This is a genomic window from Streptomyces sp. NPDC057136, from assembly GCF_042670885.1.
GTDB lineage: Bacteria > Actinomycetota > Actinomycetes > Streptomycetales > Streptomycetaceae > Streptomyces.
This window is the reverse complement of record NZ_JBHUUV010000010.1, coordinates 127,020-150,687: the sequence shown is the minus strand read 5'-3', so window position 1 is coordinate 150,687 and position 23,668 is coordinate 127,020. Positions and strand designations below refer to the sequence as shown.

Annotated in this window: 19 protein-coding genes and 1 tRNA gene; 4 read left to right on the top strand and 16 right to left on the bottom strand. The window is 68.1% G+C overall.

Translation table 11 applies throughout. From position 1 onward, the window contains the following. Window positions 1-50 precede the first annotated feature (50 nt). The 6 genes from ACFT7S_RS15470 to ACFT7S_RS15445 all read right to left on the bottom strand — a co-directional run bounded on the left by ACFT7S_RS15470 (window position 51) and on the right by ACFT7S_RS15445 (window position 6,367). Window positions 51-626 carry a hypothetical protein gene (locus ACFT7S_RS15470; RefSeq protein ID WP_382731683.1) on the bottom strand — a complete coding sequence of 192 codons (576 nt, stop codon included), beginning with the start codon at window positions 624-626 and terminating at the stop codon, window positions 51-53. After that, complete coding sequence (locus ACFT7S_RS15465) at window positions 623-2,011, bottom strand: hypothetical protein (protein WP_382731682.1); 1,389 nt, start codon at window positions 2,009-2,011, stop codon at window positions 623-625. Before ACFT7S_RS15465 ends, ACFT7S_RS15470 begins: the two co-directional genes overlap by 4 nt. Further along, complete coding sequence (locus tag ACFT7S_RS15460; RefSeq protein WP_382731680.1) at window positions 2,008-2,841, bottom strand: ABC transporter ATP-binding protein; 834 nt, start codon at window positions 2,839-2,841, stop codon at window positions 2,008-2,010. Before ACFT7S_RS15460 ends, ACFT7S_RS15465 begins: the two co-directional genes overlap by 4 nt. Continuing rightward, the gene (locus ACFT7S_RS15455) at window positions 2,838-3,656 is read right to left on the bottom strand and encodes a zf-HC2 domain-containing protein (RefSeq protein ID WP_382731678.1); all 819 of its coding nucleotides are present in this window, start codon (window positions 3,654-3,656) and stop codon (window positions 2,838-2,840) included. Before ACFT7S_RS15455 ends, ACFT7S_RS15460 begins: the two co-directional genes overlap by 4 nt. Further along, window positions 3,653-4,213: an RNA polymerase sigma factor gene (locus ACFT7S_RS15450; protein WP_382731676.1), complete on the bottom strand. Its 561-nt coding sequence runs from the start codon at window positions 4,211-4,213 to the stop codon at window positions 3,653-3,655. The genes ACFT7S_RS15455 and ACFT7S_RS15450 overlap by 4 nt, the downstream gene beginning before the upstream one ends. Before the next feature lie 348 nt (window positions 4,214-4,561). Further along, window positions 4,562-6,367 carry a bifunctional metallophosphatase/5'-nucleotidase gene (locus ACFT7S_RS15445; protein ID WP_382731889.1) on the bottom strand — a complete coding sequence of 602 codons (1,806 nt, stop codon included), beginning with the start codon at window positions 6,365-6,367 and terminating at the stop codon, window positions 4,562-4,564. Between the two features lie 126 nt (window positions 6,368-6,493). On the opposite strand from ACFT7S_RS15445, the gene ACFT7S_RS15440 reads away from it, so the two are divergent. Further along, on the top strand, window positions 6,494-7,204 hold the full coding sequence (locus tag ACFT7S_RS15440; protein WP_382731673.1) for an SIMPL domain-containing protein: 711 nt from the start codon (window positions 6,494-6,496) through the stop codon (window positions 7,202-7,204). Window positions 7,205-7,324: 120 nt separating this feature from the next. Then, a complete protein-coding gene (gene pyk / locus ACFT7S_RS15435) occupies window positions 7,325-8,758 on the top strand; it encodes a pyruvate kinase (RefSeq protein WP_382731670.1) in 1,434 nt (477 codons plus the stop codon). 8 nt (window positions 8,759-8,766) lie between these two features. Here the strand turns inward: pyk and ACFT7S_RS15430 are convergent, their stop codons facing one another. Both ACFT7S_RS15430 and ACFT7S_RS15425 read right to left on the bottom strand, forming a co-directional pair. Next, entirely contained in the window at window positions 8,767-9,546 is a 780-nt protein-coding gene (locus ACFT7S_RS15430) for a helix-turn-helix domain-containing protein (protein WP_382731668.1), read from the bottom strand. A gap of 110 nt (window positions 9,547-9,656) precedes the next feature. Further along, window positions 9,657-9,729, bottom strand: a tRNA-Leu gene (locus tag ACFT7S_RS15425). A gap of 101 nt (window positions 9,730-9,830) precedes the next feature. On the opposite strand from ACFT7S_RS15425, the gene ACFT7S_RS15420 reads away from it, so the two are divergent. Then, window positions 9,831-10,487 carry an ANTAR domain-containing response regulator gene (locus ACFT7S_RS15420; protein ID WP_185301459.1) on the top strand — a complete coding sequence of 219 codons (657 nt, stop codon included), beginning with the start codon at window positions 9,831-9,833 and terminating at the stop codon, window positions 10,485-10,487. 84 nt (window positions 10,488-10,571) lie between these two features. Here the strand turns inward: ACFT7S_RS15420 and ACFT7S_RS15415 are convergent, their stop codons facing one another. The 7 genes from ACFT7S_RS15415 to ACFT7S_RS15385 all read right to left on the bottom strand — a co-directional run bounded on the left by ACFT7S_RS15415 (window position 10,572) and on the right by ACFT7S_RS15385 (window position 19,713). Then, the gene (locus ACFT7S_RS15415) at window positions 10,572-11,288 is read right to left on the bottom strand and encodes an ABC transporter ATP-binding protein (protein ID WP_382731665.1); all 717 of its coding nucleotides are present in this window, start codon (window positions 11,286-11,288) and stop codon (window positions 10,572-10,574) included. Then, window positions 11,285-12,211: an ABC transporter ATP-binding protein gene (locus tag ACFT7S_RS15410; protein ID WP_382731886.1), complete on the bottom strand. Its 927-nt coding sequence runs from the start codon at window positions 12,209-12,211 to the stop codon at window positions 11,285-11,287. The genes ACFT7S_RS15415 and ACFT7S_RS15410 overlap by 4 nt, the downstream gene beginning before the upstream one ends. Window positions 12,212-12,216: 5 nt before the next feature. Beyond that, window positions 12,217-13,998, bottom strand: coding sequence for a branched-chain amino acid ABC transporter permease (locus ACFT7S_RS15405; protein ID WP_382731662.1), 1,782 nt, complete (start codon window positions 13,996-13,998; stop codon window positions 12,217-12,219). Window positions 13,999-14,003: 5 nt separating this feature from the next. Further along, window positions 14,004-14,933, bottom strand: a complete 930-nt coding sequence (locus tag ACFT7S_RS15400; protein ID WP_382731659.1) for a branched-chain amino acid ABC transporter permease — start codon at window positions 14,931-14,933, stop codon at window positions 14,004-14,006. Window positions 14,934-15,037: 104 nt separating this feature from the next. Then, window positions 15,038-16,246, bottom strand: a complete 1,209-nt coding sequence (locus ACFT7S_RS15395; RefSeq protein WP_382731883.1) for a branched-chain amino acid ABC transporter substrate-binding protein — start codon at window positions 16,244-16,246, stop codon at window positions 15,038-15,040. A 609-nt stretch (window positions 16,247-16,855) separates the two neighbouring features. Then, window positions 16,856-17,326 (bottom strand): PaaI family thioesterase, encoded by a 471-nt coding sequence (locus ACFT7S_RS15390; protein WP_382731656.1) that lies wholly within the window; start codon window positions 17,324-17,326, stop codon window positions 16,856-16,858. A gap of 113 nt (window positions 17,327-17,439) precedes the next feature. Next, on the bottom strand, window positions 17,440-19,713 hold the full coding sequence (locus ACFT7S_RS15385) for an FdhF/YdeP family oxidoreductase (RefSeq protein ID WP_382731654.1): 2,274 nt from the start codon (window positions 19,711-19,713) through the stop codon (window positions 17,440-17,442). A 166-nt stretch (window positions 19,714-19,879) separates the two neighbouring features. Here ACFT7S_RS15385 and polA point away from each other — a divergent pair, with 166 nt between their 5' ends. Further along, window positions 19,880-22,591: a DNA polymerase I gene (gene polA / locus ACFT7S_RS15380; RefSeq protein ID WP_382731652.1), complete on the top strand. Its 2,712-nt coding sequence runs from the start codon at window positions 19,880-19,882 to the stop codon at window positions 22,589-22,591. A 164-nt stretch (window positions 22,592-22,755) separates the two neighbouring features. Here the strand turns inward: polA and ACFT7S_RS15375 are convergent, their stop codons facing one another. Then, window positions 22,756-23,631 carry a DUF4184 family protein gene (locus ACFT7S_RS15375; RefSeq protein WP_382731651.1) on the bottom strand — a complete coding sequence of 292 codons (876 nt, stop codon included), beginning with the start codon at window positions 23,629-23,631 and terminating at the stop codon, window positions 22,756-22,758. Window positions 23,632-23,668: the final 37 nt, after the last annotated feature.

Sequence of the window (23,668 nt, the reverse complement as noted above, 5' to 3'; positions counted from 1 at the left end):
CCGGCCCCGGTCTCCTGTCTCTGGGTGCCCCGCCCCCGGGCCCGGTCCGGTTACCGTCTCGGTCCCGCGACGGCGTAGGCCGCGGTGCCGGCGACCGTGAGGACCAGGGCCGTCCAGGTGCCCGCTGCCGTGCCGGGTGGCAGCAGCATCCAGGTCGCCACCTGCATCGGCGCACTCGTCGGGGGCGGGGCGAAGAACGAGAACGAGAGCCAGGCGAACGGCAGCGTCCATGCGTACTGGCCGCCCGAGAGCGCCGCGCCCAGGGCGACCAGCCCCATCAGGCCCGCGCTGTCCCGGACGACGAACGCGGTGGTGGCCATGTCCTCGCCCATTGTCTGCACTGTCAGCAGCACCGTGCCGACGACCGCGCCGAAGAGCAGCACGTGTGCCGCTCTACGGGGCACCCAGCGGATCGCAGCCGTCCGGTCCAGCGCGAGATCCTGCCCGCTGAGCCCGATCGAGGCTGCCATCGCCCCCGTAGCGAGGACGAGCACGGCCAGCCGCGGATCACCGGGCCCCTCGCCCCCGTCCCCGGCGAGTGCCCACACCACCACCGTGCTGATCACCACCGCGGCGAGTGACGCGGGTACCTGACGCGAGCGCGCGTACAGCGTCAGCCACCTCACCCGGACGCACCGCCGTTCAGCGCGTCGAGCGCGTCTCCCTTGCAGGAGAGCGCGGCGGCGCGCATCGCGTTGATCCGCGAGAGCTGCTCGGCCCGCGGCAGCGCCTTGAGTTCCTTCCACACCGTGCGGGCCTCGGCGTCGACCTCGCTTGCTGACCATGTGCCGGGCAGCGACCTGAGGTCCCCGAGGACCCAGCCCACCGCGACGGCCTGCGCGATGTCATCTCCCCCCGAGCGGCTCCAGCCGACGGGGGCGCACCCTGGCACCATGCCTTTGGCGATCAGGGCCCAGGTCAGCTCCTCGCCCTTCCCGGCGGCGATGATGTCGTCGTCGAAGTCGAAGAGCACGGTCTTGCGGGACCACTGCGGCGTGGCGCCTTCCGGCAGTACGGCGGTGTTCTCCCGGACCGAGACCGGCGCTTGGCCGCCCAGGGCACCGTGCAGCAGGCGCAGCGCCTCCTTACCGGGACCCGCGAGGTCGGCGAGTCGTGCTTGGTGCGTCTTGGCCACGCACACCGGGCCGTCGCACACCAACTCCGCGGCCGCCTCGTCGACGACATACATCCGGCGCGGGTCGGAGGGGAGGACGAGCAGGGCGAGCGCCGCGCCCGCCAGGACGGGCATCAGGGCGAGCAGCCGGGCGCGCGGGGTCGCGGCGACCAACAGCGCGAAGCCGGTAGCGGCCATACCGAGCAGCCAGATCGTCTGCCCGACGTGCACGGAGGCGGAGAGCGTGACGAGCACATCGCGCACCTCGTCCACCGCCGGTGACAGCAGCGAGACCCGGTTCGGCTCCGTGACAGGGATCCCCGTCGCCGTGGTCGTCTCCGTCCGGCCCAACGACATGTGCATGAGGGTCGTGAACACGAAGGCGCCCATGGCCAGCGCGGGCGGGGTGAGCACGGACGGCAGGGCCCGCCCGGCCCCCATGCCCAGCACGGCCCCCGCGACGAGAGAGAGTGCCCCCACCAGCGAGATTGGCAGCCACCCGAGGTGCGTGTACTCGGTGTTGGCGAGCACCTGAACCGCGCCCACGAGGACGAGCAGCGCAAAGGCCGAGGCCAGGGTGATCGCCGTAATGCCCGCCAGCGTGGCGGCGCGGTGCCAGGCGGGACGCGATGTGGTCGTCAGCAGCTCGGACATCTTCGAACGTTGGTCGCGCAGGCCCTGCAGCGCCCCGAGCCCCAGGGCCAGCGGCCACAAATAGAACAGCATGCCGCGGGTCGTCAGAGCCATGGACGTCCACTGGACCGTCCACGCAGTGGTGCCCCTCCAATACGCGGCGTTCACCAGGTACAGGAACGCCAGCGCGGACGCCAGGACCACGGCCCCCGCCCACGGGGCGACGGAGCGCCTCAACTCGATGCGCAGGACACGGACGTTCACCAGCTGCCCCTTCCCTGCTCGGGGTTGAGCAGCAGCGCCGAGTAGCCGCGCTCCAGCGGGCTGTCGCCCACATGCTCGGGGCCGCCCGCCGCGGCCAGCTCGCCCGGGGTGCCCTGGAAGACCAGCTTGCCCTCGGCGAAGAGCACCACGTCGGTGCAGGCGGCGGCGACATCCTCCACCAGGTGGGTCGAGACGAGCACGCAGGTGTCCTTACCCAGCTCCTGCAGCAGCTCACGGAAGCGCAGCCGCTGCGCCGGGTCCAGGCCGACCGTCGGCTCGTCCAGCAGCAGGACCGACGGGTCGTTGACGATGGCCTGGGCGATGCCGACCCGCCGCACCATGCCGCCCGACAACGCCTTCATCTTCTCGCCGGCGCGGTCCGCCAGACCCACCCGCTCCACGGCGCGCTGCACCGCCCCGGGGATGTCCGCCTTGGGCACCTCCTTCAGCCACGCCATGTACTCGACGAACTCGCGCACCGTGAAGCGCTTGTAGTAGCCGAACTCCTGCGGCAGGTAGCCGATCCGGCGGCGCAACGCACGGTGCTCACCCACGCAGCCCACGGACTCGCCGAGCAGCTCCAGGGTGCCCTCGGTGGGGCGCAGCACGGTGGCCAGCGTTCGGATGAGGGTGGTCTTGCCCGCCCCGTTGGGGCCGAGCAGACCGTGCACGCCGAGGCCGAGCTTCAGGTCTAGCCCGTTGACTGCCATCCGGTTCCTGCCGACCTTGACCTTCAGCCCGGTGGCCTGGATCTCCCAGGCGTAGGCAGTCGGCGCAATGTCAGCCGCGCTCACCGCGGACGTCATGTGGTGTTCCTTTCCGATGGTCATCGATGGGCTCCCAGCACGGAGTACGCGCCCCTGCGGGCGATCACGACACCGATGCCGAGCGCGAGGATCAGCCCCCACACGGGCAGACCGTCCGTCTGCAGGGCGAAGGTCGTACGGTTGGCGGCCAGAGTCGGCGCCACGACCACGGCGGCCCACACGGCCGCCAGCGCGACAGCGGCGCGGGTCACACCGACGACACCGCCGAGCGCCAGGGTCGTCGAGGTGAAGGCCAGACAGGGCAACAGCCACTGCGCGGCCGTCATCCCCGTCACCCATCCGGCCACCAGCAACGCGGGGACGACCACGGCGAGCACGGCTGTGGTGCGCCGCAGCACCAGGTGGAGCCCAGCCCTGGGCGCCGAGGCCGTCAGCTCGTACGCCGGGTCCAGACCCTGCGACCACGACGCCGCGACGCCGAGCACGGGCAGGACCGGGGAGAACAGCAGCACCAGCGACATCTCGTCGGAGCCGGTGCCGACCAGGTCGAGCAGTAGCGCGAGCAGTGTCACGCTCACGACCATTGCCAGCCACGGCACCATCACCGGCGTCATCCACGCGGACAGCCACGCCGACCAGCGCTGCCGGCGCGGCATCGTGGCGGCGGCGGCCAACTGGGGGCCGAGGCCCGACCACACCGTGTCGACCAGTGCCGCCACGGCGGGCGCCTGCGCCGTAACGGCGGCCGACAGCCGGTCACGGCACACCCGGCACCCCTCCAGGTGGGCCTCCAGGGCCCACAACTCGTCGGCGGCGATGTCCGTGTCGCCGCGCGCGTAACCGTCGATGATCCGCATCGACGCGTGTTCCACGCTCATACCAGCGCCCTCCGCATCGCGATCCTGGCCCGGCGGGCACGGGTCTTGACCGTGCCCTCGGGCAGCCCGAGCAGGACCGCGGTCTCCCTGACGGACAGTCCGTCGAGCACCATGGCCTGCAGTACCTGTCTGAGTTCCGGCGCGAGGCGCCGCAACGCGTCACCGACGTCACCGCCGACGGTCGCCGCGAGCGCCTCCTCCTCGGCGGCGGGCGCCACGGGCTGCGGGGCGGCCGCGGGCGGCGGCTCCGCGTGGTGGGCCCTGCGCCGAAACGCATCGACGAGGCGCCGCGCCGCGATCGTCCACAGCCAGCCGACGGCCGTTCCTCCGGCCGCGGCCCCGGCGAACGCACCCGCCGCGCGCCACACCGCCAGATACGTCTCCTGCATGACCTCGGCGACGATCTGCTCGTCCGCGCAGCGGCGGCGCAGCCGCACCGCCATCCACGGCGACGTACGCCGGTACAACTCCTCGAACGCGGCACGGTCGCCCTTGGCCACCAGCCGGACGAGACGCTCCTCGTCCAGCTCGTGCAGCGCTGCTCTGACTGTTCTCACACCTCCTAGACGCCCGAGCCGCGCCGCAGGTTTTCTCCCCAACGTGATCCCCGCCACATGTGGCAAAGCTTCGGATATCCGAGCGCGCCGGAACGCGGTGATCACGCCTTCGATGGAGATGGCCCATCGGGAACACCGAATGCTCGCTATCGCCAATGAGCGTTCGGTTGCTCCCGATGGGCCGAGTCAGCATGGCGTCACCCGCAAACCACCCGGATATCGATGGCATGGCCGCGCTCGGACGACAGCACCCCTCGCCCGCGACCGTCATGCGGATGCTGCGTGAGACCGGGGTGAGACCGGGGCCGTCCCCCGCGTCCAACCGGGGAACGGCCGCCACTGTTACGGCTAGAACACCGGGGTACCGTCCCGCGTCAACCGCCACCCCACCGACGCGAACTGCGCAGGATCCACCGACCCCTTCGCCTTCACCCAGTTGATGATCGTGTTACGGATCTCGTCCGAATTTGCCCACAGCTGCTTCGAACCCGGCACATGCGGGAAATTGCCCCCACCACTCGCCCGGTAGTTGTTCACCGCGAACACGAACTGCGCCGCCGGATCGATCGCCGCACCCTCGAACGTCAGATTCACGATCCGTGAACCCACCGGCTTCGCGATGTCGACGTCGTACGCCACCCCCGACACCGCGTCATAGTTGTAGTCCGGCGTGTTGTCGGCATTCGTCAGCTTCGACGTATCCACCGGAGCACCCGCCGCCGTCTGCACGTAATACCTCGCCGAGTACTCCAGGTAGTCCTTCAGCTGCGCGCCCGTCAGCAGCCGGGCCTCAAGCGTGTTCTCGAACGGATACAGCCCCGCCGCGTCCTTGATCGTCACCTCGCCAGCCGGAATACCCGCCGTACGCGAGAAACACGACGCCTGCGACAGCACCGGCAACGCCGCGTACTCGCCACCCGCCAGCCCCGCCTTCACCGTCTCCGCCTGCACCTGATTGATCAGATCGATGATCGGCTCGTCCTTCCACGGCGCCTCCACCGTCGACATCGCCACCACCGACGTACCGATGACCTGATTCACATAGGCCACCACCTTCGTGTGCTCATCACCCAGCAGCGAAGTGATCTTCGGGTCCTCGGCCACCGCGTTGGAGTTCAGCACCTCCGCGCCGACCGTCTCGACCGCCCAACGGCCCTTCTCCCACACCAGATCGAAGTCGAACAGCGTCAGCCGCTGCCCCCACTTCAACGGCTCCGACAGCACAACCTGCTTCCCGGTCTCCTCGTTCGTCACGAAGTACTCGGGAATCTCCGTGTGCGCGTGCCCCACCAGAATCGCGTCGATGCCCGGAACCTGTTCCGCCACCAGACCGGCCGCATTCTCGATGTACGGCAACTGGTCCCCGTACGACGACGTACCACTCGACCCCGAATGCGCCGACACGATCACCACGTCCGCGCCCATCGACCGCAGCTTCGGCACCCAGTGCGCCGCCTGCTCCTCAAGGCCCGGGAACACCATCTTTCCGCCCACATTGGCCTTGTCCCAGATCGCGATACCAGGATTCGTCAGCCCCAGCACCGCCACCCGCACATCACGCCCGTGCGGCGTACGAAGCCGCTTGATCACATACGGGGCAAAGGCCGGCCGCAACGTCTTCGCATCCAGCGCGTTCGCACCCAGCAGCGGAAAATCACACTGCTCCTCGAACTTCCGCAGAACAGGAATTCCATAGTTGAACTCATGATTGCCGAGCGCCGCCGCGTCATAGCCGATCGCATTCATCGCCTGCGCCATCGGATGCACCGGACCACGCCTCGCCGTGATCGGGTCGACCTTCGCGTAGTAGTACGAGAGCTGAGTGCCCTGAATCGTGTCGCCCGCGTCGATCAGCAGCGTGTTGTGACGGCCCCGCTCCTCCCGGATGCGGTCGACCAGCGTGGAGATCTTCGCCAGACCGACATCGTTGTGGGCCTTGTCGTCGAACTCCTTGTCCGTGAAGTAGTCCCAGTTGAAGACATTGCCGTGCAGATCGGTCGTACCCATCACGGTGAAGGAGTACCGCTTCGCCGGACGGTGCCGACCCGCCGCCTCCGCCGCCTCGGCCTGCCCCGCGACGACACCGCCGGCTATCGCCACACCCGCGCCGGCCGCAGCCGAACGGCCCAGAAACGTCCTACGGTTCAACGGCATCCTTGACTCCTCGTTCAATCGAGCAACGCGCGTAGATTCTGGCCCAGTCACCACCTCCCGCAACACCCCAAGCAGGTTTCGATCTGATGACCACCACGCGCACACCCCCCGTGCCACAGTGAACGCATGACCGAAGACGACGCCCCCCGCCCCTACGGAACACCCCGAACTCCCCGCGTCACCGTCCGAGGCGAAGCCCGCATCGAAGCCGACCCCGAAACCGCCCGCATCTACGTCACCGTCTCCGCCCGCGGCACCGACAGACGCACCGCCCTCGACGACCTCACCCGACGCAACACCCAAGCCATCAACCTGATCAAGAGCTACGGCGAAGCCATCGACACACTCGAAACAGGCACCCTCTCCATCAGCCCCGAACTCACCCGCCACGGCCGCGGCGAACGCGTCCGCGCCTACCACGGCAACGTCCAACTCAACGTCACCCTCACCGACTTCACCGCCCTCGGCGAACTCACCAGCCGCCTCGCCGACCAGGAACTCACCCGCGTAGAAGGCCCCTGGTGGGCCCTGCGCCCCGACTCACCCGTCCACGCCCGCGCCCGCCGCCAAGCCGTCCGCGAAGCCGTCCAACGAGCCCGCGAATACGCCGAAGCCCTCGACACCGAACTCGGCGCCCTCCTCGAACTCGCCGACACCGGCACAGGCATCGGCCGCCCCGCACGCGCCGGATTCGCCGGCCAAAGGGTCGCCTACAGCGCAGCCGCCACAACAGAACTCGCCGCCGACGCGGAACCCATCGACCTCGAACCCGTACGCCAGACCGTCCACGCCCAGGTCGAAGCGTCGTTCACCATCGATCCGCCGACACTCCGATAAACGCTCATCAGAGCACCCCGCTGCACAATTCAACACTTGTCAATAACCCTTCACGCAAAGGTTGTTGAGGTGTCATGCAGAGCCAATTACCTACCCATAGGTAAGGTCTAGGCTCAAACCATGCGCCGAGCAAAAATCGTTTGTACCCTGGGACCCGCAACCGACACATACGACCAGATCAAGGCATTGGTCGAAGCCGGAATGGACATCGCCCGCTTCAACCTCAGCCACGGCACGTACGCCGAACACGAAGCGCGGTACCACCGCGTCCGCAAGGCGTCCGACGAGACCGGCCGCAGCGTCGGCGTCCTCGCCGACCTTCAAGGTCCGAAGATCCGCCTGGGACGCTTCCGCGAAGGCCCCGTACTCCTTGAACGCGGCGACGACTTCACCATCACCGTCGAACCCGCGGAAGGCGACCGCCACACCTGCGGAACCACCTACGACGGCCTCGCCGCCGACGTCACCACCGGCGAACGCATCCTCGTCGACGACGGCCGCGTCACCCTCGAAGTCACCGAAGTCGACGGACCCCGCGTCCACACCACCGTCATCGAAGGCGGCATGGTCTCCGACCACAAAGGACTCAACCTCCCCGGCGTCTCCGTCTCCGTCCCCGCACTCTCCGAGAAGGACATCGACGACCTCCGCTGGGCCCTGCGCACCGGCGCCGACATCATCGCCCTCTCCTTCGTACGCAGCGGACGCGACATCGACGACGTCCACCGCATCATGAAGGAGGAGAACCGCCACCTCCCCGTCATCGCCAAAGTCGAGAAGCCCCAGGCCGTCGAAAACATCGACAGCATCGTCGCCGCCTTCGACGGCATCATGGTCGCCCGCGGAGACCTCGGCGTCGAAATGCCCCTGGAACAGGTCCCCATCGTCCAGAAGCGCGCCATCAAACTCGCCAAGCGCAACGCCAAGCCGGTCATCGTCGCCACCCAGATGCTCGAATCGATGATCGACAACTCCCGCCCCACCCGCGCCGAAGCCTCCGACGTCGCCAATGCGGTCATCGACGGCACGGACGCCGTGATGCTCTCCGGCGAAACCAGCGTCGGCAAATACCCCGTAGAAACGGTCCGCACGATGTCCCGCATCGTCGAAGCCGCCGAGGAAGACATCCTCGCCAAGGGCCTCCCGCCCCTCACCGACCGCAACAAGCCCCGCACCCAGGGCGGCGCGGTCGCCCGCGCAGCCGCCGAAATGGGCGACTTCCTCGGCGCGAAATTCCTGGTGGCCTTCACCCAGAGCGGCGACACGGTCAAACGCCTTTCGCGCTACCGCTCCCCGATCCCCCTCCTGGCCTTCACCCCGGACCAGGCCACCCGCTCCCAGCTCAACCTCACCTGGGGCGTAGAAACCTTCCTCGGCCCGCACGTCGACTCCACGGACGCGATGGTGGCCCAGGTCGACGAGGAACTCCTGCGGATCGGCCGCTGCCAGAAGGGCGACATCGTGGTGATCACGGCAGGCTCCCCGCCTGGAGTAGCCGGCTCCACGAACCTGGTCCGCGTGCACCACATCGGCGAGGACGACAGCCCGAAGTAACGCGACGGTCAGTGCTTCGGCCCGACGTGGGCGTCCATCAAAGCGACGGACGCCCGTCGGGCGACGGAGATGTTGTACGCCTTACCGGCGCGGGTGCAGTGCGTCCACGTGATGCCGAGCTTGTCGAGGGTGTCGGTGTAGAGCTGCCGGATGTCGTCCGAGACGTTGGTGAACCAGTACCTCGGGTACTCGTACCGTTTTTTCACGCCGCCCACGACGCGGGTGGTCCAATTCATGTTGCGACACCCGTCTGAGTGGATCAGGCCCCGGACGAAGTCCCAGGGATGTGCATCCACGATCTCCTGCTGCCAGGGTTCGAGGGCGATGCGGCGATTGTGCTTCTTTCCCGGGCCGTGCTGCGGGAAGAGGCATGTCCAGTGCTTCGTATAGGACTTGACCTCGACGCAGCCGTTTCGGTGCCTTCGTCCGGTCCGAGGTGCGGGCATCACCCGGAGCATCGCCGACTCGGCTTCATCGATCAGGCCTGGCCACGTGTCTCCGCAGAAGATCGACAGGTGGTGCTGCTTCGGCTTCGAGATGATGTGTCCGTCGCCGAGGTAGAGGCCCAGTAAGTACGCGTATGCCACGAGGTCGAATTCACGGCCGGTGCATTGGGGGCAGTCCGTGGGCGGCTCGTACTTTTCCCCGCGCCGCTTGCGATCTTCGTGCCGCCACCAGCCGACTGTTCCGCGGGGGACGTTGAGTTGCTCGGCAACCAATCGATTGGTTGCGCCACGCCTCAAGAGGGCGAGCGCTTCGTCACGTATCGAAGGATTGTGCTGTGCCATGAGACAGAGCTTCGTATGGCCCTGGAAGATGCGAGCCCGTATCGAAGGTACGTTCACCATCAAGGGTGAAGATCACCAATAGGTGATCCACCTTGGAATCGAAGGAGAAGTGCCCCGAGTCGGATTCGAACCGACGCTGTATGGGTTTTGAATCCATCGCCTCTGCCGCTGGGCTACCGGGGCCCCCTTCGGAACGAAGGATACCGAAACCCCTCCGTGCCTCAAACATACCGTAGCTAGGTAGGCTCTTGGGAGCAGTACCCCTGAGTTGATCAAGGAGCCCCGTGACCACCCCCGAGTCGCCCCAGCCCGTAGACGCCGTCGACGACGACAAGTCGCACGTCCCGCCGCTGACGACCCGTGTCGTCATCGCCGAGGACGAGGCGCTCATCCGTCTCGACCTCAAAGAGATGCTGGAGGAAGAGGGCTACTCGGTCGTCGGCGAGGCCGGTGACGGGCAGCAGGCCGTCGAGCTGGCCCGGGAGCACAAGCCGGACCTCGTGATCCTCGATGTGAAGATGCCCGTCCTCGACGGGATCTCCGCCGCCGAGAAGATCACCGAGGAGTCCATCGCGCCGGTCCTCATGCTCACCGCGTTCTCGCAGCGCGACCTCGTGGAGCGGGCCCGGGACGCCGGCGCGATGGCGTACCTCGTGAAGCCGTTCAGCAAGAGCGACGTGGTGCCGGCCATCGAGATGGCGGTGTCACGGTTCGCGGAGCTGAAGGCCCTTGAAGGCGAGGTCGCGGACCTCTCGCAGCGGCTGGAGACCCGGAAGCTCGTCGACCGTGCGAAGAGCATCCTCCAGACCGACTACGGCCTCTCCGAGCCCGCCGCGTTCCGCTGGATCCAGAAGACGTCGATGGACCGTCGGCTGTCCATGCAGCAGCTCGCCGAGGCGCTGATCGAGGACGCCGAGGAGAAGAAGAAGGCGGCCGAGTAGCCTCGTACGAACAACGCACAAAGGAGGCCCGCCCCCCGGATCGATCGGGGTGCGGGCCTCCTTCGCGTACGGGTACGGGAGGTGTCAGTCCTCGCCGAGGTACGCCTTGCGGACCGACTCGTCGTGCAGGAGGTCCGCTCCGGTGCCGGAGAGGACGATCTTGCCGACCTCCATGACGTGGCCCTGGTCCGCGAGGGACAGGGCGGCCTGGGCGTTCTGCTCGACGAGCAGGATCGTGGTGCCCGACGCCTTGAGTTCGACGATGGTCTCCATGATCTTCTGCATCATGATCGGGGAGAGGCCCATGGAGGGCTCGTCGAGCATGAGCAGCTTGGGCTGGGACATGAGGGCGCGTCCCATGGCGAGCATCTGCTGCTCGCCGCCCGAGAGGGTACCGGCGGCCTGCTTCCGGCGTTCCCCGAGGATGGGGAAGAGGTCGTAGGAGCGCTGGATGTCCTTCTCGATGCCTGCCTTGTCGTTACGGAGGTAGGCGCCGAGGAGGAGGTTTTCGGTGATCGTCAGCCGGGGGAAGATGTGGCGTCCCTCGGGGGAGTGGGCGAGGCCCAGTGCGACGATCTTGTGTGCCGGGATGTTGGCGAGTGGCTTGCCCTCGAAGAGGATGCGGCCGCCGAGTGGCTTGAGCAGTCCGGAGAGGGTGCGCAGGGTGGTGGTTTTGCCGGCGCCGTTGGTGCCGATGAGGGTGACCACCTGGCCGGCTTCGACGCTGAAGGAGATCCCCTTGACGGCTTCGATCTTGCCGTAGGCGACGCGGAGGTCCTCGACCTCGAGCAGTGCGGTCATCGGGTGTCCTCCTCCTCGGTGGTGGTGTCCTTGGTGGTGCTGGTGCCGGCTTCGGTTGCCTGCGCCGCCACGGCGGCTTCGGCTTCGGCCGCTTCGACTTCGGCGACTTCTTCGGCGCCGGGGGCGCCTTCGAAGGGGGTGCCGAGGTAGGCGGCGATGACGCGTTCGTCGCCCTGGACGACTTCGGCGGTGCCCTCGACGAGCTTTTCACCCTGGACGAGGACGGTGACGCGGTCGCACAGGTTGAAGATGAAGCGCATGTCGTGCTCGATGACGAGGACGGCGATGCCCTGGTCCCGGATGGCGAAGATGAGCTCTTCGGTGACGCGGGTTTCCTGGGGGTTCATGCCTGCGGTGGGCTCGTCCAGGAGGAGGAGTCCGGGGTCGCTGGCGAGTGCGCGCGCGATTTCCAGCTTGCGCTGGTCTCCGTAGGGGAGGTTGCGGGCGAGGTGGTCGGCCTTGTCCTGGAGGCCGATGAACTCCAGGAGTTCCATGGCGCGTTCGCGGCTGGCGTTCTCGGCTTTCTTGTAGCCGGGGAGGCGCAGCAGTGCGGACCAGAGGCCTTCTTTGGTCCTGGTGTGGCGTCCGACGAGGACGTTTTCCAGGACGGACATGTTGGCGAAGAGCCTGATGTTCTGGAAGGTGCGGGCGATGCCTGCCTGGGTGACGAGGTGGGGCTTGGGCGGCAGGACGGTGCCCTTGTAGCTGACCTTGCCCTCGGTGGGGACGTAGAGGCCGGTGAGGCAGTTGAAGAAGGTGGTTTTTCCGGCGCCGTTGGGGCCGATGAGGCCGACGATCTCGCCTGCGTTGACGGTGAGGTCGACGTTGCGTACGGCGGTGAGTCCGCCGAAGCGCATCGTGACACCGCTGGCGTCGAGTACGGGGGTGCCGGTTGCGGTGGTGGTCGTGGCTGTCTTGGTCATGTCGGTCACGCCCCCGCCTTCGTGGTTCCGGCGGCCGTGTCGGTGAGTGGTACGTCCGGTGGTACGTCGAGCTGGCCGGTCTCGTGGAATTCGAGCTGCTTCCTGCGGTCGGCGACCAGGCCTTCGGGGCGGAAGCGCATCAGGAGGATGAGCGCCAGTCCGAAGAGGAAGAGCTGGTAGTCCTGCATGAACTGCAGTTTGGCCGGGATCAGGTAGAGCAGTGCGGCGCCGACGAGGGGTCCGCTGAGGGTTCCCATGCCGCCGAGGATGACGGCGGCGAGGAGGAACGCGGAGTTGGGCGGTACGGATCCGGCGAACTGGTACTGCTCCGGGGTGACCGTGTAGGAGACGTGCGCCTGTACGGTTCCGGCGAGTCCGGCGAGGGTGGCGCCGAGGGCGAAGGCGAGCAGCTTGAGCCGGAAGGCGTTGATGCCCATGGCGGTGGCTGCGGTTTCGTCTTCGCGGATGGCGACCCAGGCGCGGCCGATGCGGGATTCGTTGGAGCGGCGGAACACCATGACGACGACGCCGGTGAAGACGAGCATCAGCAGGTAGTAGTTGGCGGACCTGCCGAGGGTGAAGCCGCCGATGTCGTGGCTGATCCCGAAGTCGAACCCGAGGATGTTGAGGTCGGGGATGCTCGGGATGCCCTGGGAGCCGTTGGTGACGTCCGGGCCGCTGACGCCGTTGAGGGCGTTGACGGTGAGCCGGAAGATCTCTCCGAATCCGAGGGTGACGATGGCGAGGTAGTCGCCGCGCAGCCGGAGGGTCGGGGCGCCGATGACGACGCCGAAGACGAGTGAGGCTGCGGCGCCGGTGAGGACGGCGGCCCAGAAGGGGAACTGGACGCCGATGGGTGACATCGGGGAGCCGGAGACCAGGGCGGCGGCGTAGGCGCCGACGCCGAGGAAGGCGACGTATCCGAGGTCGAGGAGGCCGGCGAGGCCGACGACGACGTTCAGGCCGAGTGCCACGGTCGCGAAGATGAGGATGTTCGCGCCGATGAGGGCGTACTGCTCGTTCTGCTGGGTGAAGGGGAAGCAGAACGCCGCGACGAGGGCGGCGGCGAGGGTGACGTTGCGGTGCTTGGTGGTCAGTGCGGTGATGCGGGCGATGAGCCCGGCGCGGCTGACCGCGGTGAAGCCGAAGGCGACGGTGATCATGAAGCCGATGAAGAGCTCGGCGTATTCGGTGTCGATGCCGTACGTGAAGATGTGCAGCCCGATGCCGAAGGCTACGGCGATGATCAGGATCTCGGCCCAGGCGGGGAGGTCCTTGGCGCGGCCCGGCGCGGGTGCGCGGAGGCTGTCGCGGAATCGTTCCCAGGCGTTCGGCGAGCTGTCCTTGTCGAGGGGCAGGTCGCTGGGGAGTTGGAGGGAGGCGATGACGGCGATGAGTGCGCCGATGCCGCTGACCCAGGCTCCGGGTTCGAGGTTGACGGCGCCGCCGAGTTTTACGGTGATGGCGCCGATGGAGTAGCCGACGACGCCGAGGGTGCCGAGGGCGAGGAGCCGGGTGGGGCTGTTGGTGCCGCCTGGGGTGAGCCAGCGCAGTCCCTTGATGCCGTATCCGGAGAGCGCGAAGAGCAGGGTGAGTGCTGCGCAGATGAGGGCGAGGACCTGGAGGCCGCCGGGGTAGCCGGTGACGGTGAGGTCGCCGGGGAATTCGTCGGTCCAGGTCCAGGCGAGGAAGGTGCCGATGAGCGCGATGGCCGCGCCCGCTGTGGTGGCGATGCGGGCGGCTGCGGTGGGCAGGGCCAGGGAGGTCGGGGCGTTCTGGGTGGTCATGGGTATCACGCCCTGTCCGCGACGCGTTCGCCCAGCAGGCCTTGGGGCCTGATGAGCAGGACGAGGATGAGGAGGACGAAGGCCCACACGTCCTTCCAGGCGCCACCGCCGAAGAGTTCCATGCCGGGGACCTCGCTCATGTAGCCGGTGGCGAGCGATTCGGCGACGCCGAGGACGACTCCGCCGAGCATGGCGCCGTAGATGTTGCCGATGCCGCCGAGGACGGCTGCGGTGAAGGCCTTGAGCCCCATGATGAAGCCCATGCGGAAGCCGATCTGGCCGTTCTTGAGCCCGTAGGCGACGGCGGCGACGGCGGCGAACGCGGCACCGATGGCGAAGGCCATGACGATGATGCGGTCGGTGTTGATGCCCATGAGCTTGGCGGTGTCGGGGTCCTGCGAGGTGGCTTGCATGCCGCGTCCGGCGCGGGTCTTCGAGACGAAGAGGCCGAGGGCGATCATGCAGAGGGGGGCCACGACGAGGACGAAGAGGTCACCGCGCTGGATGTTGGCGCCGAAGATTTCGAACGCTTCGCCCTTGAACTGGGGGAAGGAACGGTCCTTCGTGGCGTCCGGGTACCACATCCACACTGCTTGCTGGAGAGCGAGCGAGAGACCGATGGCCGTGATGAGGGGGGCTAGGCGTGGTGCTGTGCGCAGGGGCCGGTAGGCGAAGCGTTCAGCAGCCATGCTGATCGCGACGGCGGCGATGACGCCACCGGCGATCATGAGGGGTATCGCAGCTATGAGGGAGAGACCCGACGGAAGGCCGAGGTAGACCGTGAGGGCACCGAAGCCTCCGATCATGAAGATCTCGCCGTGTGCGAAGTTGATGAGCTGGATGATTCCGTAGACCATCGTGTAACCGATCGCGATGAGACCGTACATCGCGCCGAGGATGAGTCCATTGGCCAGCTGTTGCGGCAGTTCGTTCACCGCAGGGCCTCCGTGGAGTGGTTCGGATATGGCACCGCGCGGGAGCGCTCGTAGCGCTCCCGCGCGGTCTGGTCGCTATGTGTGACCGGGAGTTCTTGCGGGACCTACTTGACGGCCTCGCTGAGCTTGGAGACCCACTTGCCGCCGTCGACCTGGTAGGCGGTCATCATGGTGTTGGTGGTGTCGCCGAACTCGTCGAAGGAGACGGGGCCGGTGACGCCCTCGAACTGGACCTTGCTCATCGCGGCGAGGACCTTGGCGCGGGAGTCCTCGGGGAGCTTGCCGTCGTTCTCGGCGACTACGGCCTTGATGGCCTCGATGATCGCCCAGGTGGCGTCGTAGGTGCTGCCGCCGTACGCCTCGTAGGCGTCCTTGTAGCCGGCCGTCTTGTAGTCCGCGATGAACTTCTTGGCGGACTCGAGCTCCTCGACGGGCTTGCCGACGGAGGTGGCGATGTCGCCCTGGGACTTCTTGTTCAGCGTGATGAAGTCGGCGCTGTACATGCCGTCGCCGCCCATGAGCGGGATCTTGACGCTGTCCTTGAGCTGCTGGCTCAGGGGTGCGCCGGCGGGGTACTCGCCGCCGTAGTAGACGGCCTTGGCCTTGGAGCCCTTGACCTTGGTGACGACGGAGTTGAAGTCACGGTCGTCGGGGTTGATGTGGTCCGTGCCGACGATCTTGCCGCCGAGCTCGGTGAACGTCGCCTTGAAGGAGGCGGCGAGACCGGCGCCGTAGGGCTTCTGGTCGTCGATGAGGTAGACGTCCTTGATCTTCGCGGTCTTGAAGAGGTAGTTCGCCGCGAAGGCACCCTGGATCGCGTCCGTGGTGGCGGTACGGAAGTACGTCTTGTACGGACGCTTCTTGTCGCCGGCCTTCCAGTCGTTGCCCTGGGTCAGCTCGGTGCCGGTGTTGGCCGGGGAGACCTGGGTGAGGCTGGCGTCGTTGAGCGGCTTCTGCATCGACTGCGAAACGCCGGAGTTCAGCGGGCCGACGACACCGAGGACGGTCTTGTCGCCGATGAACGTGGCGGCGTTCTGCTGGCCGACGGACGGCTGGGCCTGGTCGTCGAGGGGCTTGATCTCGAACTTGAAGCCCGGGACCGTCTTGTCCTCGTTCGCCGTCTTGGCGGCGAGGTCGGCGGAGTTCTTGATGCCGAGGCCGAGGGCGGAGAGGTCGCCGGTCAGGGGGGCGTCGACGCCGATGACGATGGTCTGGGTGTCGCCGCTGCCGCTGCTCTTGTTGTCGTCGTCGCGCGACCCGCAGGCGGTGAGTGTCAGTGCTCCGGTGGTGAGCACTGCGGTGAGGATGAGCAAAGAACGGTGTCGCACGAAAGAGGTCCTTTCCCTGGCGCGGCCTCCTCTGCTGAGGTGCCGTGACGATCGCCGGGCCGTACTGGGTTGGTGCAGTCGTTCAGCAGACGCGCCCGGCGGCGCGGTGACTGGCCGTGACTCTAAGGGCAGGGCCGGGGGTCCGGGATGGGCAGCGGCAGGATGTGACGCTCTTGTTATGCCCTTGAGGAAGGCTTGAGGTGACTGTGTGGACATGTGCGGCTTTATCGCTTGACTAATAAGTGACCGCATGCTGAGAACGTGCAGCTCCGTTAAGGCGCTTGAACCGATCTTGGTGCTGTTGCCTTCGGGGGGTGCCGGAGGGCGCGTGGCAGCGGCCCCTGTGTCCGGGGCTGCCCGTGGGGCCCGGCTGTCTCATTGCATGTGCGTTACGCAGTGTTACATCGGGGAAGATGTACTCGCCCGCTATCGCGCGTGGTGGCTGACGAGTGGCTCATGGAACAGGCCATGAGATCAAGGGAGTTGACTGATTTCGCTGGTCAACGGCTTTCTCGGGGTGGGGATATGGGTCTGCCCGGCCGGAATGCGTGTTGCGTTCCGGGCCGGGCAGGGGTGTGTTCGGGCTGTCGGTGACTATCCGGCGGCGGGCTTGGGGGCGTCACGGAGCAGGCAGGTGAGGCGGGCGGTACAGACCCGCTTGTCCTGTTCGTCGGTGATGACGATCTCGTACGTGGCGGTGGTGCGGCCGCGGTGTACGGGGGTGGCGACGCCGGTCACGAGTCCGCTGCGTACGCCCCGGTGGTGGGTGCAGTTCAGGTCGACGCCGACGGCGAGCTTGGAGCTCCCGCCGTGCAGCATGCTGCCGATGGAGCCGAGGGTCTCGGCGAGGACGGCGGAGGCGCCGCCGTGGAGGAGTCCGTAGGGCTGGGTGTTGCCCTCGACGGGCATGGTGCCCACGACGCGGTCCGGGGAGGCCTCGACGACGGTGACGCCCATGCGCTCGCCGAGGTGTCCGGCGGAGAAGAGTGCGGGGAGGTCGATGCCGAGTGCGGCGTACTCGGCGATGATCTCCTGGGGGAACTTGGGTGCGGTGTGCTCGCCCATGGGGTCCGGCTCCGATCGTCTGCGCTGACTCATTGCTGTGTGCACTGTTCTTATCAGACTGCTGAGCGAACGCTTAGTGGGTGGCCGCTGCGAGGTTCGTCACCGGATGTTCGTCACCGCATGTTCTCGAAGCGCACGACGACCGACTTGCTGGCCGGGGTGTTGCTGGTGTCGGCGGTGGCGTCGAGCGGGACGAGCACATTGGTCTCGGGGTAGTAGGCGGCGGCGCAGCCGCGCGCGGTCGGGTAGTGCACGACGCGGAAGCCCGGGGCACGCCGCTCGACGCCGTCCCTCCACTCGCTGACGAGGTCGGTGTATCCGCCGTCGGTGAGGCCGAGGGTCTCGGCGTCCGCGGGGTTGACCATGACGATGCGGCGGCCGCCCTTGATGCCGCGGTAGCGGTCGTCGAGGCCGTAGATCGTGGTGTTGTACTGGTCGTGCGAGCGAAGGGTCTGCAACAGCAGTCTGCCTTCGGGCAGTTCGGGGTATTCGACGGGGGCCGCGGTGAAGTTGGCCTTGCCGGTGGCGGTGGGGAAGCGGCGCTCGTCGCGCGGGGCGTGCGGGAGGGTGAAACCGCCGGGTACGGCGACGCGGGCGTTGAAGTTCTCGAAGCCGGGGACGACGCGGGAGATGCGGTCGCGGATCGTGCCGTAGTCCTTCTCGAACTCTTCCCAGTTCGTGGCGGATCCGGTGCCGAGGACGGCGCGGGCCAGCCGGGCGACGATTGCCGGTTCGGAGAGCAGGTGGGGGCTCGCGGGGGTGAGGTTGCCGCGGGATGAGTGGACCATGCCCATGGAGTCCTCGACCGTCACGAACTGTTTGCCACCGGCCTGGGTGTCCTTGTCGGTACGTCCCAGGGTGGGCAGGATCAGGGCGCGGGTGCCGGTGACGGCGTGTGAGCGGTTGAGTTTGGTCGATACGTGGACGGTGAGGCGGGCGCGGCGCATGGCGGCCTCGGTCACGGTGGTGTCGGGTGTCGCCGCGACGAAGTTGCCGCCCATGGCGAAGAAGACCTTGGCGTCTCCGTCGCGCAGGGCCTCGATGGAGCGCACGACGTCGTAGCCGTGGTGGCGCGGCGAGGTGATCCCGAATTCCTTGTCGAGGGCGTCGAGGAAGGCGGTCGAGGGCCGCTCGAAGATGCCCATGGTGCGGTCGCCCTGGACGTTGGAGTGGCCGCGTACCGGGCATACGCCGGCGCCGGGCCGTCCGATGTTGCCGCGCAGCAGAAGGAAGTTGACCACTTCGCGGATGGTGGGCACCGCGTGCTTGTGCTGGGTCAGGCCCATGGCCCAGCAGACGATGGTGCGCTTGGAGGCGAGGACCATGGCCAGGGCCTCTTCGATCGCGGTGCGGTCGAGTCCGGTGGCTGTGAGCGTCCCGTCCCAGTCGGCGGTGCGCGCGGTCTTCGCGAACTCCTCGTATCCGTGGGTGTGTTCGCGTACGAACGCTTCGTCGACGGCGCCTTCCGTCTCCAGGATCATTTTGTTGAGGAGGCGGAAGAGGGCCTGGTCGCCGCCGAGCCGGATCTGGAGGAACAGGTCGGTGAGCGTGGCGCCCTTGATCATGCCGAGCGGGGTCTGCGGGTTCTTGAAGCGTTCCAGGCCGGCCTCGGGCAGCGGATTCACCGAAATGATCTTCGCGCCCGCGGACTTGGCCTGTTCCAGGGCGGAGAGCATCCGTGGGTGGTTCGTCCCCGGGTTCTGTCCGGCGACGATGATCAGGTCTGCGTGGTGGAGGTCCTCCAGGGAGACACTGCCCTTGCCGATGCCGATCGTCTCGGTGAGTGCGGAGCCGGACGACTCGTGGCACATGTTCGAGCAGTCCGGGAGGTTGTTGGTGCCGAACTCCCGGGCGAGGAGCTGGAGCAGGAACGCGGCCTCGTTGCTGGTGCGGCCCGAGGTGTAGAAGAGGGCTTCGTCGGGGGAGGCGAGTGTCTTGAGTTCCTCGGCGATGATCGCGAAGGCTTTCTCCCAGGAGACCGCCTCGTAGCGCTCGGCGCCTTCGGGCAGATACATGGGCTGGGTGATCCGGCCCTGCTGCCCCAGCCAGTAGCCGCTGCGGGTGGCGAGGTCCGCGACCGGGTGCGCGGCGAAGAACTCGGGGGTGACACGGCGCAGCGTCGCCTCTTCGGCGACTGCCTTCGCCCCGTTCTCGCAGAATTCGGCGGTGTGCCGCTTGTCGCCCTCGGGCCAGGCGCAGCCGGGGCAGTCGAAGCCGTCCTTCTGGTTGACCTTGAGGAGTGTCTGCGCGGTGCGGCGCACGCCCATCTGCTGCTGGGCGACGCGCAGTGTGTGGGCGACGGCGGGCAGCCCGGCCGCCGAGTGCTGGACCGCTTCGACCTGCGGCGCGTCCTGGACCGGGTCACCGGTCGGGGGCTTGGTGGCCATGATGCTCCCCTTTGAGCCTGCGCGGTTCTGCCGAGCCCGCATGGTTGTGCCTGTAGGTGTTCCTGCTCACGATCCTGTCACGCGTCACCGACAGGACCCCTCGCACGGTGCGGTGCGACGACGCGTCCGGTCCGGATTGTCAGTGGGCCGTGGCAGGATCGGGGGCGTGGCTGAGACGGCATCGAAGAAGACGGCAGACAACCGACCGCGCCTGCTCCTGATGGACGGGCACTCCCTGGCGTACCGGGCGTTCTTTGCGCTGCCCGCGGAGAATTTCACGACGGGGACGGGGCAGCCGACGAACGCCGTGTACGGCTTCGCGTCGATGCTGGCGAACACGCTGCGCGACGAGGCGCCCACGCACTTCGCGGTGGCGTTCGACGTGTCCCGCAAGACGTGGCGTGCGCAGGAGTTCCCGGAGTACAAGGCGAACCGCTCCAAGACCCCCGACGAGTTCAAGGGGCAGGTCGAGCTGATCGGTGAGCTCCTCGACGCGATGCGTGCCGACCGGTTCGCGATCGACGGCTTCGAGGCCGACGACGTCATCGCGACGCTGGCCACGCAGGCCGAGGCGGCGGGCTTTGAAGTGCTGATCGTCACCGGCGACCGGGACTCTTTCCAGCTGATCACGGACAACGTGACCGTGCTGTACCCGACCAAGGGCGTGTCCGAGCTGACGCGCTTCACCCCGGCCAAGGTCGAGGAGAAGTACGGGCTCACGCCCCAGCAGTATCCGGACTTCGCGGCGCTGCGCGGTGACCCCTCGGACAACCTTCCGGGTATCCCGGGGGTGGGCGAGAAGACGGCCGCGAAGTGGATCAACCAGTTCGGTTCGTTCGACGACCTCGTGGCGCGTGCCGATGAGGTCAAGGGCAAGGCGGGCCAGAATTTCCGCGACCATCTGGACGCCGTGAAGCTGAACCGCCGGCTGACCGAGATGGTCCGCGACGTCGCGCTGCCGAAGACCCCGCTGGACCTGGAGCGCGCTCCGTACGACCGCACGGCGGTCACCGGGGTGCTGGACGTCCTGGAGATCCGTAACCCGAGCCTGCGCGAGCGGCTGCTGGCCGTGGACCCGGGCGCCGCCGAGGACGAGAGCCCGGCGCCCGCCGCGGGTATCGAGCTGGACGGCGCGGTGCTGGGCGCGGGCGCGGTGGCTCCCTGGCTGGCGGCCCACGGCGGGCAGCCGCTCGGCGTCGCCTCGGTCGATACCTGGGCCCTGGGCACGGGCACCGTCACGGAGATCGCGCTCGCCGCGGCCGACGGGGCCGCCGCCTGGATCGACCCCACGCAGCTGGACGAGGCCGACGAGCAGGCGTTCGCCGCCTGGATCTCCGATCCGCTACGGCCGAAGATCATGCACAACGCGAAGAGCGCCATGCGGGTCTTCCCGGACCAGGGCTGGCACATCGAGGGTGTCGCGATGGACACCGCGCTCGCCGCCTACCTGGTCAAGCCGGGCCGCCGCTCCTTCGCGCTGGACGCCCTGGCCGTGGAGTATCTGGGCCGTGAGCTGGCCCCGGCCGCCGCGGGCGACGGACAGCTGGCCTTCGGCGCGGACGACCAGGCCGAGGCCGACGCCCTGATGGCGCAGGCCCGCGCGATTCTGGACCTCGGTGGCGCGTTCACGACGCGGCTGAAGGAGGTCGGTGCCGTCGAGCTGCTGCACGACATGGAGCTGCCCACCTCGATCCTCCTGGCCCGGCTGGAGCGGCACGGCATCGCCGCCGACCGCGCCCATCTGGAAGGCATGGAGCAGCAGTTCGCCGGCGCCGTGCAGCAGGCGGTGAAGGAGGCGCACGCCGCGGTGGGCCGCGAGTTCAACCTCGGATCGCCCAAGCAGCTCCAGGAAGTCCTCTTCGGTGAGCTGGGCCTGCCCAAGACGAAGAAGACCAAGACCGGTTACACCACGGACGCCGACGCCCTGGCCTGGCTCGCGGCGCAGACCGAGCACGAACTGCCGGTCATCATGCTGCGCCACCGCGAGCAGGCGAAGCTCAGGGTCACGGTCGAGGGCCTGGTCAAGACTGTCGCGGCGGACGGCCGTATCCACACCACGTTCAATCAGACGGTCGCGGCGACCGGCCGGCTCTCCTCCACCGACCCGAACCTCCAGAACATCCCGGTCCGTACGGACGAGGGCCGGGCGATCCGCCGCGGCTTCGTCGTCGGCGAGGGCTTCGAGTCGCTGATGACGGCCGACTACAGCCAGATCGAACTGCGCGTGATGGCCCACCTGTCGGAGGACGCGGGCCTGATCGAGGCGTTCACCTCCGGGGAGGACCTGCACACCACGGTCGCCTCGCAGGTGTTCGGCGTCGACAAGTCGGCCGTCGACGCCGAGATGCGCCGCAAGATCAAGGCCATGTCGTACGGACTGGCCTACGGGCTCTCCGCGTTCGGTCTCTCCCAGCAGCTGAACATCGAGGCCGGCGAGGCACGCGGTCTGATGGACACCTACTTCGAGCGATTCGGCGGAGTCCGCGACTATCTGCACCGCGTCGTCGAGGAGGCCAGGGCCACCGGATACACGGAGACGGTCTTCGGCCGCCGCCGCTACCTCCCCGACCTGAACAGCGACAACCGCCAGCGTCGCGAAACGGCCGAGCGGATGGCGCTCAACGCCCCCATCCAGGGGACGGCCGCAGACATCGTCAAGGTCGCGATGCTGCACGTGGACCGGGCCCTGACCGAAGCGAAGCTGGAGTCGCGGATGCTGCTCCAGGTCCATGACGAAATCGTCCTGGAGATCGCGAAGGGCGAGCGCGAGCGGGTCGAGCAGATCCTGCGCCACGAGATGTCGACCGCGGTCGAACTGCGCGCACCGCTGGACGTCTCGGTCGGCGTGGGGCCGGACTGGGAGTCCGCCGCGCACTGATACACGGGGGCCGGGGCAGCGCGCCCCGGGTGCTGGGCCGGATGGCCCAGCACCCGGAGCCGGGGCACCGCGCGTACGGACCCTGGAACGCATCGCGGCCGCTGTCCACCGCGGCCTCGGCGACAGTACGGCCGCCGTGCGTGGCTTCACCCCCGACAGCGAGATCAGCGAGATCCCGGACGGGAGCGTTCCGTAGGACCGGGGCTCGTATCCCCACCGCGGCCGGTCACTCCGGTGCGTCCGTCGCTCCGCAGCCTCATCCACACCCCGTACAGCACGAGTCCCACCGCCAGCCCGGCCCCGGCGCCGAAGCACGCGGTCGGGATGATGTCGAGGGGTGTGGAGATGTGCCCGAAGTAGGCGTACCAGCGCGCGCAGCGGTGGATGACACCGAGGAGCACGCAGACCGCCAGCAGCCCGCCCGCCCACCACCGCTCCCGCCGTCCGAGTACGGGCACGGCTTCCGGCACCGGAGCCGTCCCGGCCCGGCGCAGCGCCGAACCCGTGAACCACACGAGCCCCGTCAGTGCCACCGCCGAACTGCCGTACTGCACGAGCTGGTAGGCGGGGAAGCCGCCCACGCTCCGGTTGAGCGCCGGGATCAGCTCCGTTCCCCACCGGTCGTGATGGGTGAACGCGTCCCAGCCGATATGGGTGGCCGCTCCGATGGCCGCGGACAGCGCGAACCGGAGCGCTTCCAGGGGCCGTAGACGGCCGGGCTCCCGCCGCCGTCCCCGCAGGAACGCGTACACCCGCCCCTGCCGGCGGGCGGGCAGCAGAGCCACTAGTGGCTCACGCAGCAGCAGCCACATCGCCACCAGCATCGCGGCGATCAGGACGTCCACGGTGAACACGCCCCATACGGTGTGCGTCACTTGGCCGAATTCCATCGCCCCGGGAATCGCGGTGTCCGCGTAGTAGGTCATATCGGGAGCGAACGAACCGGCGACGAGGGCCGAGGCGACGAGCGGACCGCGTCCGGCGCCCGTCTTGCGGATTCCCGGCAGCACGGCGGCGGCATGACTGAGCGTGAACGGCATGGCGGCAAGTATGGGTGAGCCTCCGGGGCCCCTGTAC

Coding starts and splice junctions, on each gene's coding strand:
- ACFT7S_RS15460 (WP_382731680.1), bottom strand. CDS start 2,841: ATGACCATCGGAAAGGAACACCACATGACGTCCGCGGTGAGCGCGGCT.
- ACFT7S_RS15455 (WP_382731678.1), bottom strand. CDS start 3,656: ATGAGCGTGGAACACGCGTCGATGCGGATCATCGACGGTTACGCGCGC.
- ACFT7S_RS15445 (WP_382731889.1), bottom strand. CDS start 6,367: ATGCCGTTGAACCGTAGGACGTTTCTGGGCCGTTCGGCTGCGGCCGGC.
- ACFT7S_RS15440 (WP_382731673.1), top strand. CDS start 6,494: ATGACCGAAGACGACGCCCCCCGCCCCTACGGAACACCCCGAACTCCC.
- pyk (WP_382731670.1), top strand. CDS start 7,325: ATGCGCCGAGCAAAAATCGTTTGTACCCTGGGACCCGCAACCGACACA.
- ACFT7S_RS15430 (WP_382731668.1), bottom strand. CDS start 9,546: ATGGCACAGCACAATCCTTCGATACGTGACGAAGCGCTCGCCCTCTTG.
- ACFT7S_RS15415 (WP_382731665.1), bottom strand. CDS start 11,288: ATGACCGCACTGCTCGAGGTCGAGGACCTCCGCGTCGCCTACGGCAAG.
- ACFT7S_RS15410 (WP_382731886.1), bottom strand. CDS start 12,211: ATGACCAAGACAGCCACGACCACCACCGCAACCGGCACCCCCGTACTC.
- ACFT7S_RS15405 (WP_382731662.1), bottom strand. CDS start 13,998: ATGACCACCCAGAACGCCCCGACCTCCCTGGCCCTGCCCACCGCAGCC.
- ACFT7S_RS15390 (WP_382731656.1), bottom strand. CDS start 17,326: ATGGGCGAGCACACCGCACCCAAGTTCCCCCAGGAGATCATCGCCGAG.
- ACFT7S_RS15385 (WP_382731654.1), bottom strand. CDS start 19,713: ATGGCCACCAAGCCCCCGACCGGTGACCCGGTCCAGGACGCGCCGCAG.
- ACFT7S_RS15375 (WP_382731651.1), bottom strand. CDS start 23,631: ATGCCGTTCACGCTCAGTCATGCCGCCGCCGTGCTGCCGGGAATCCGC.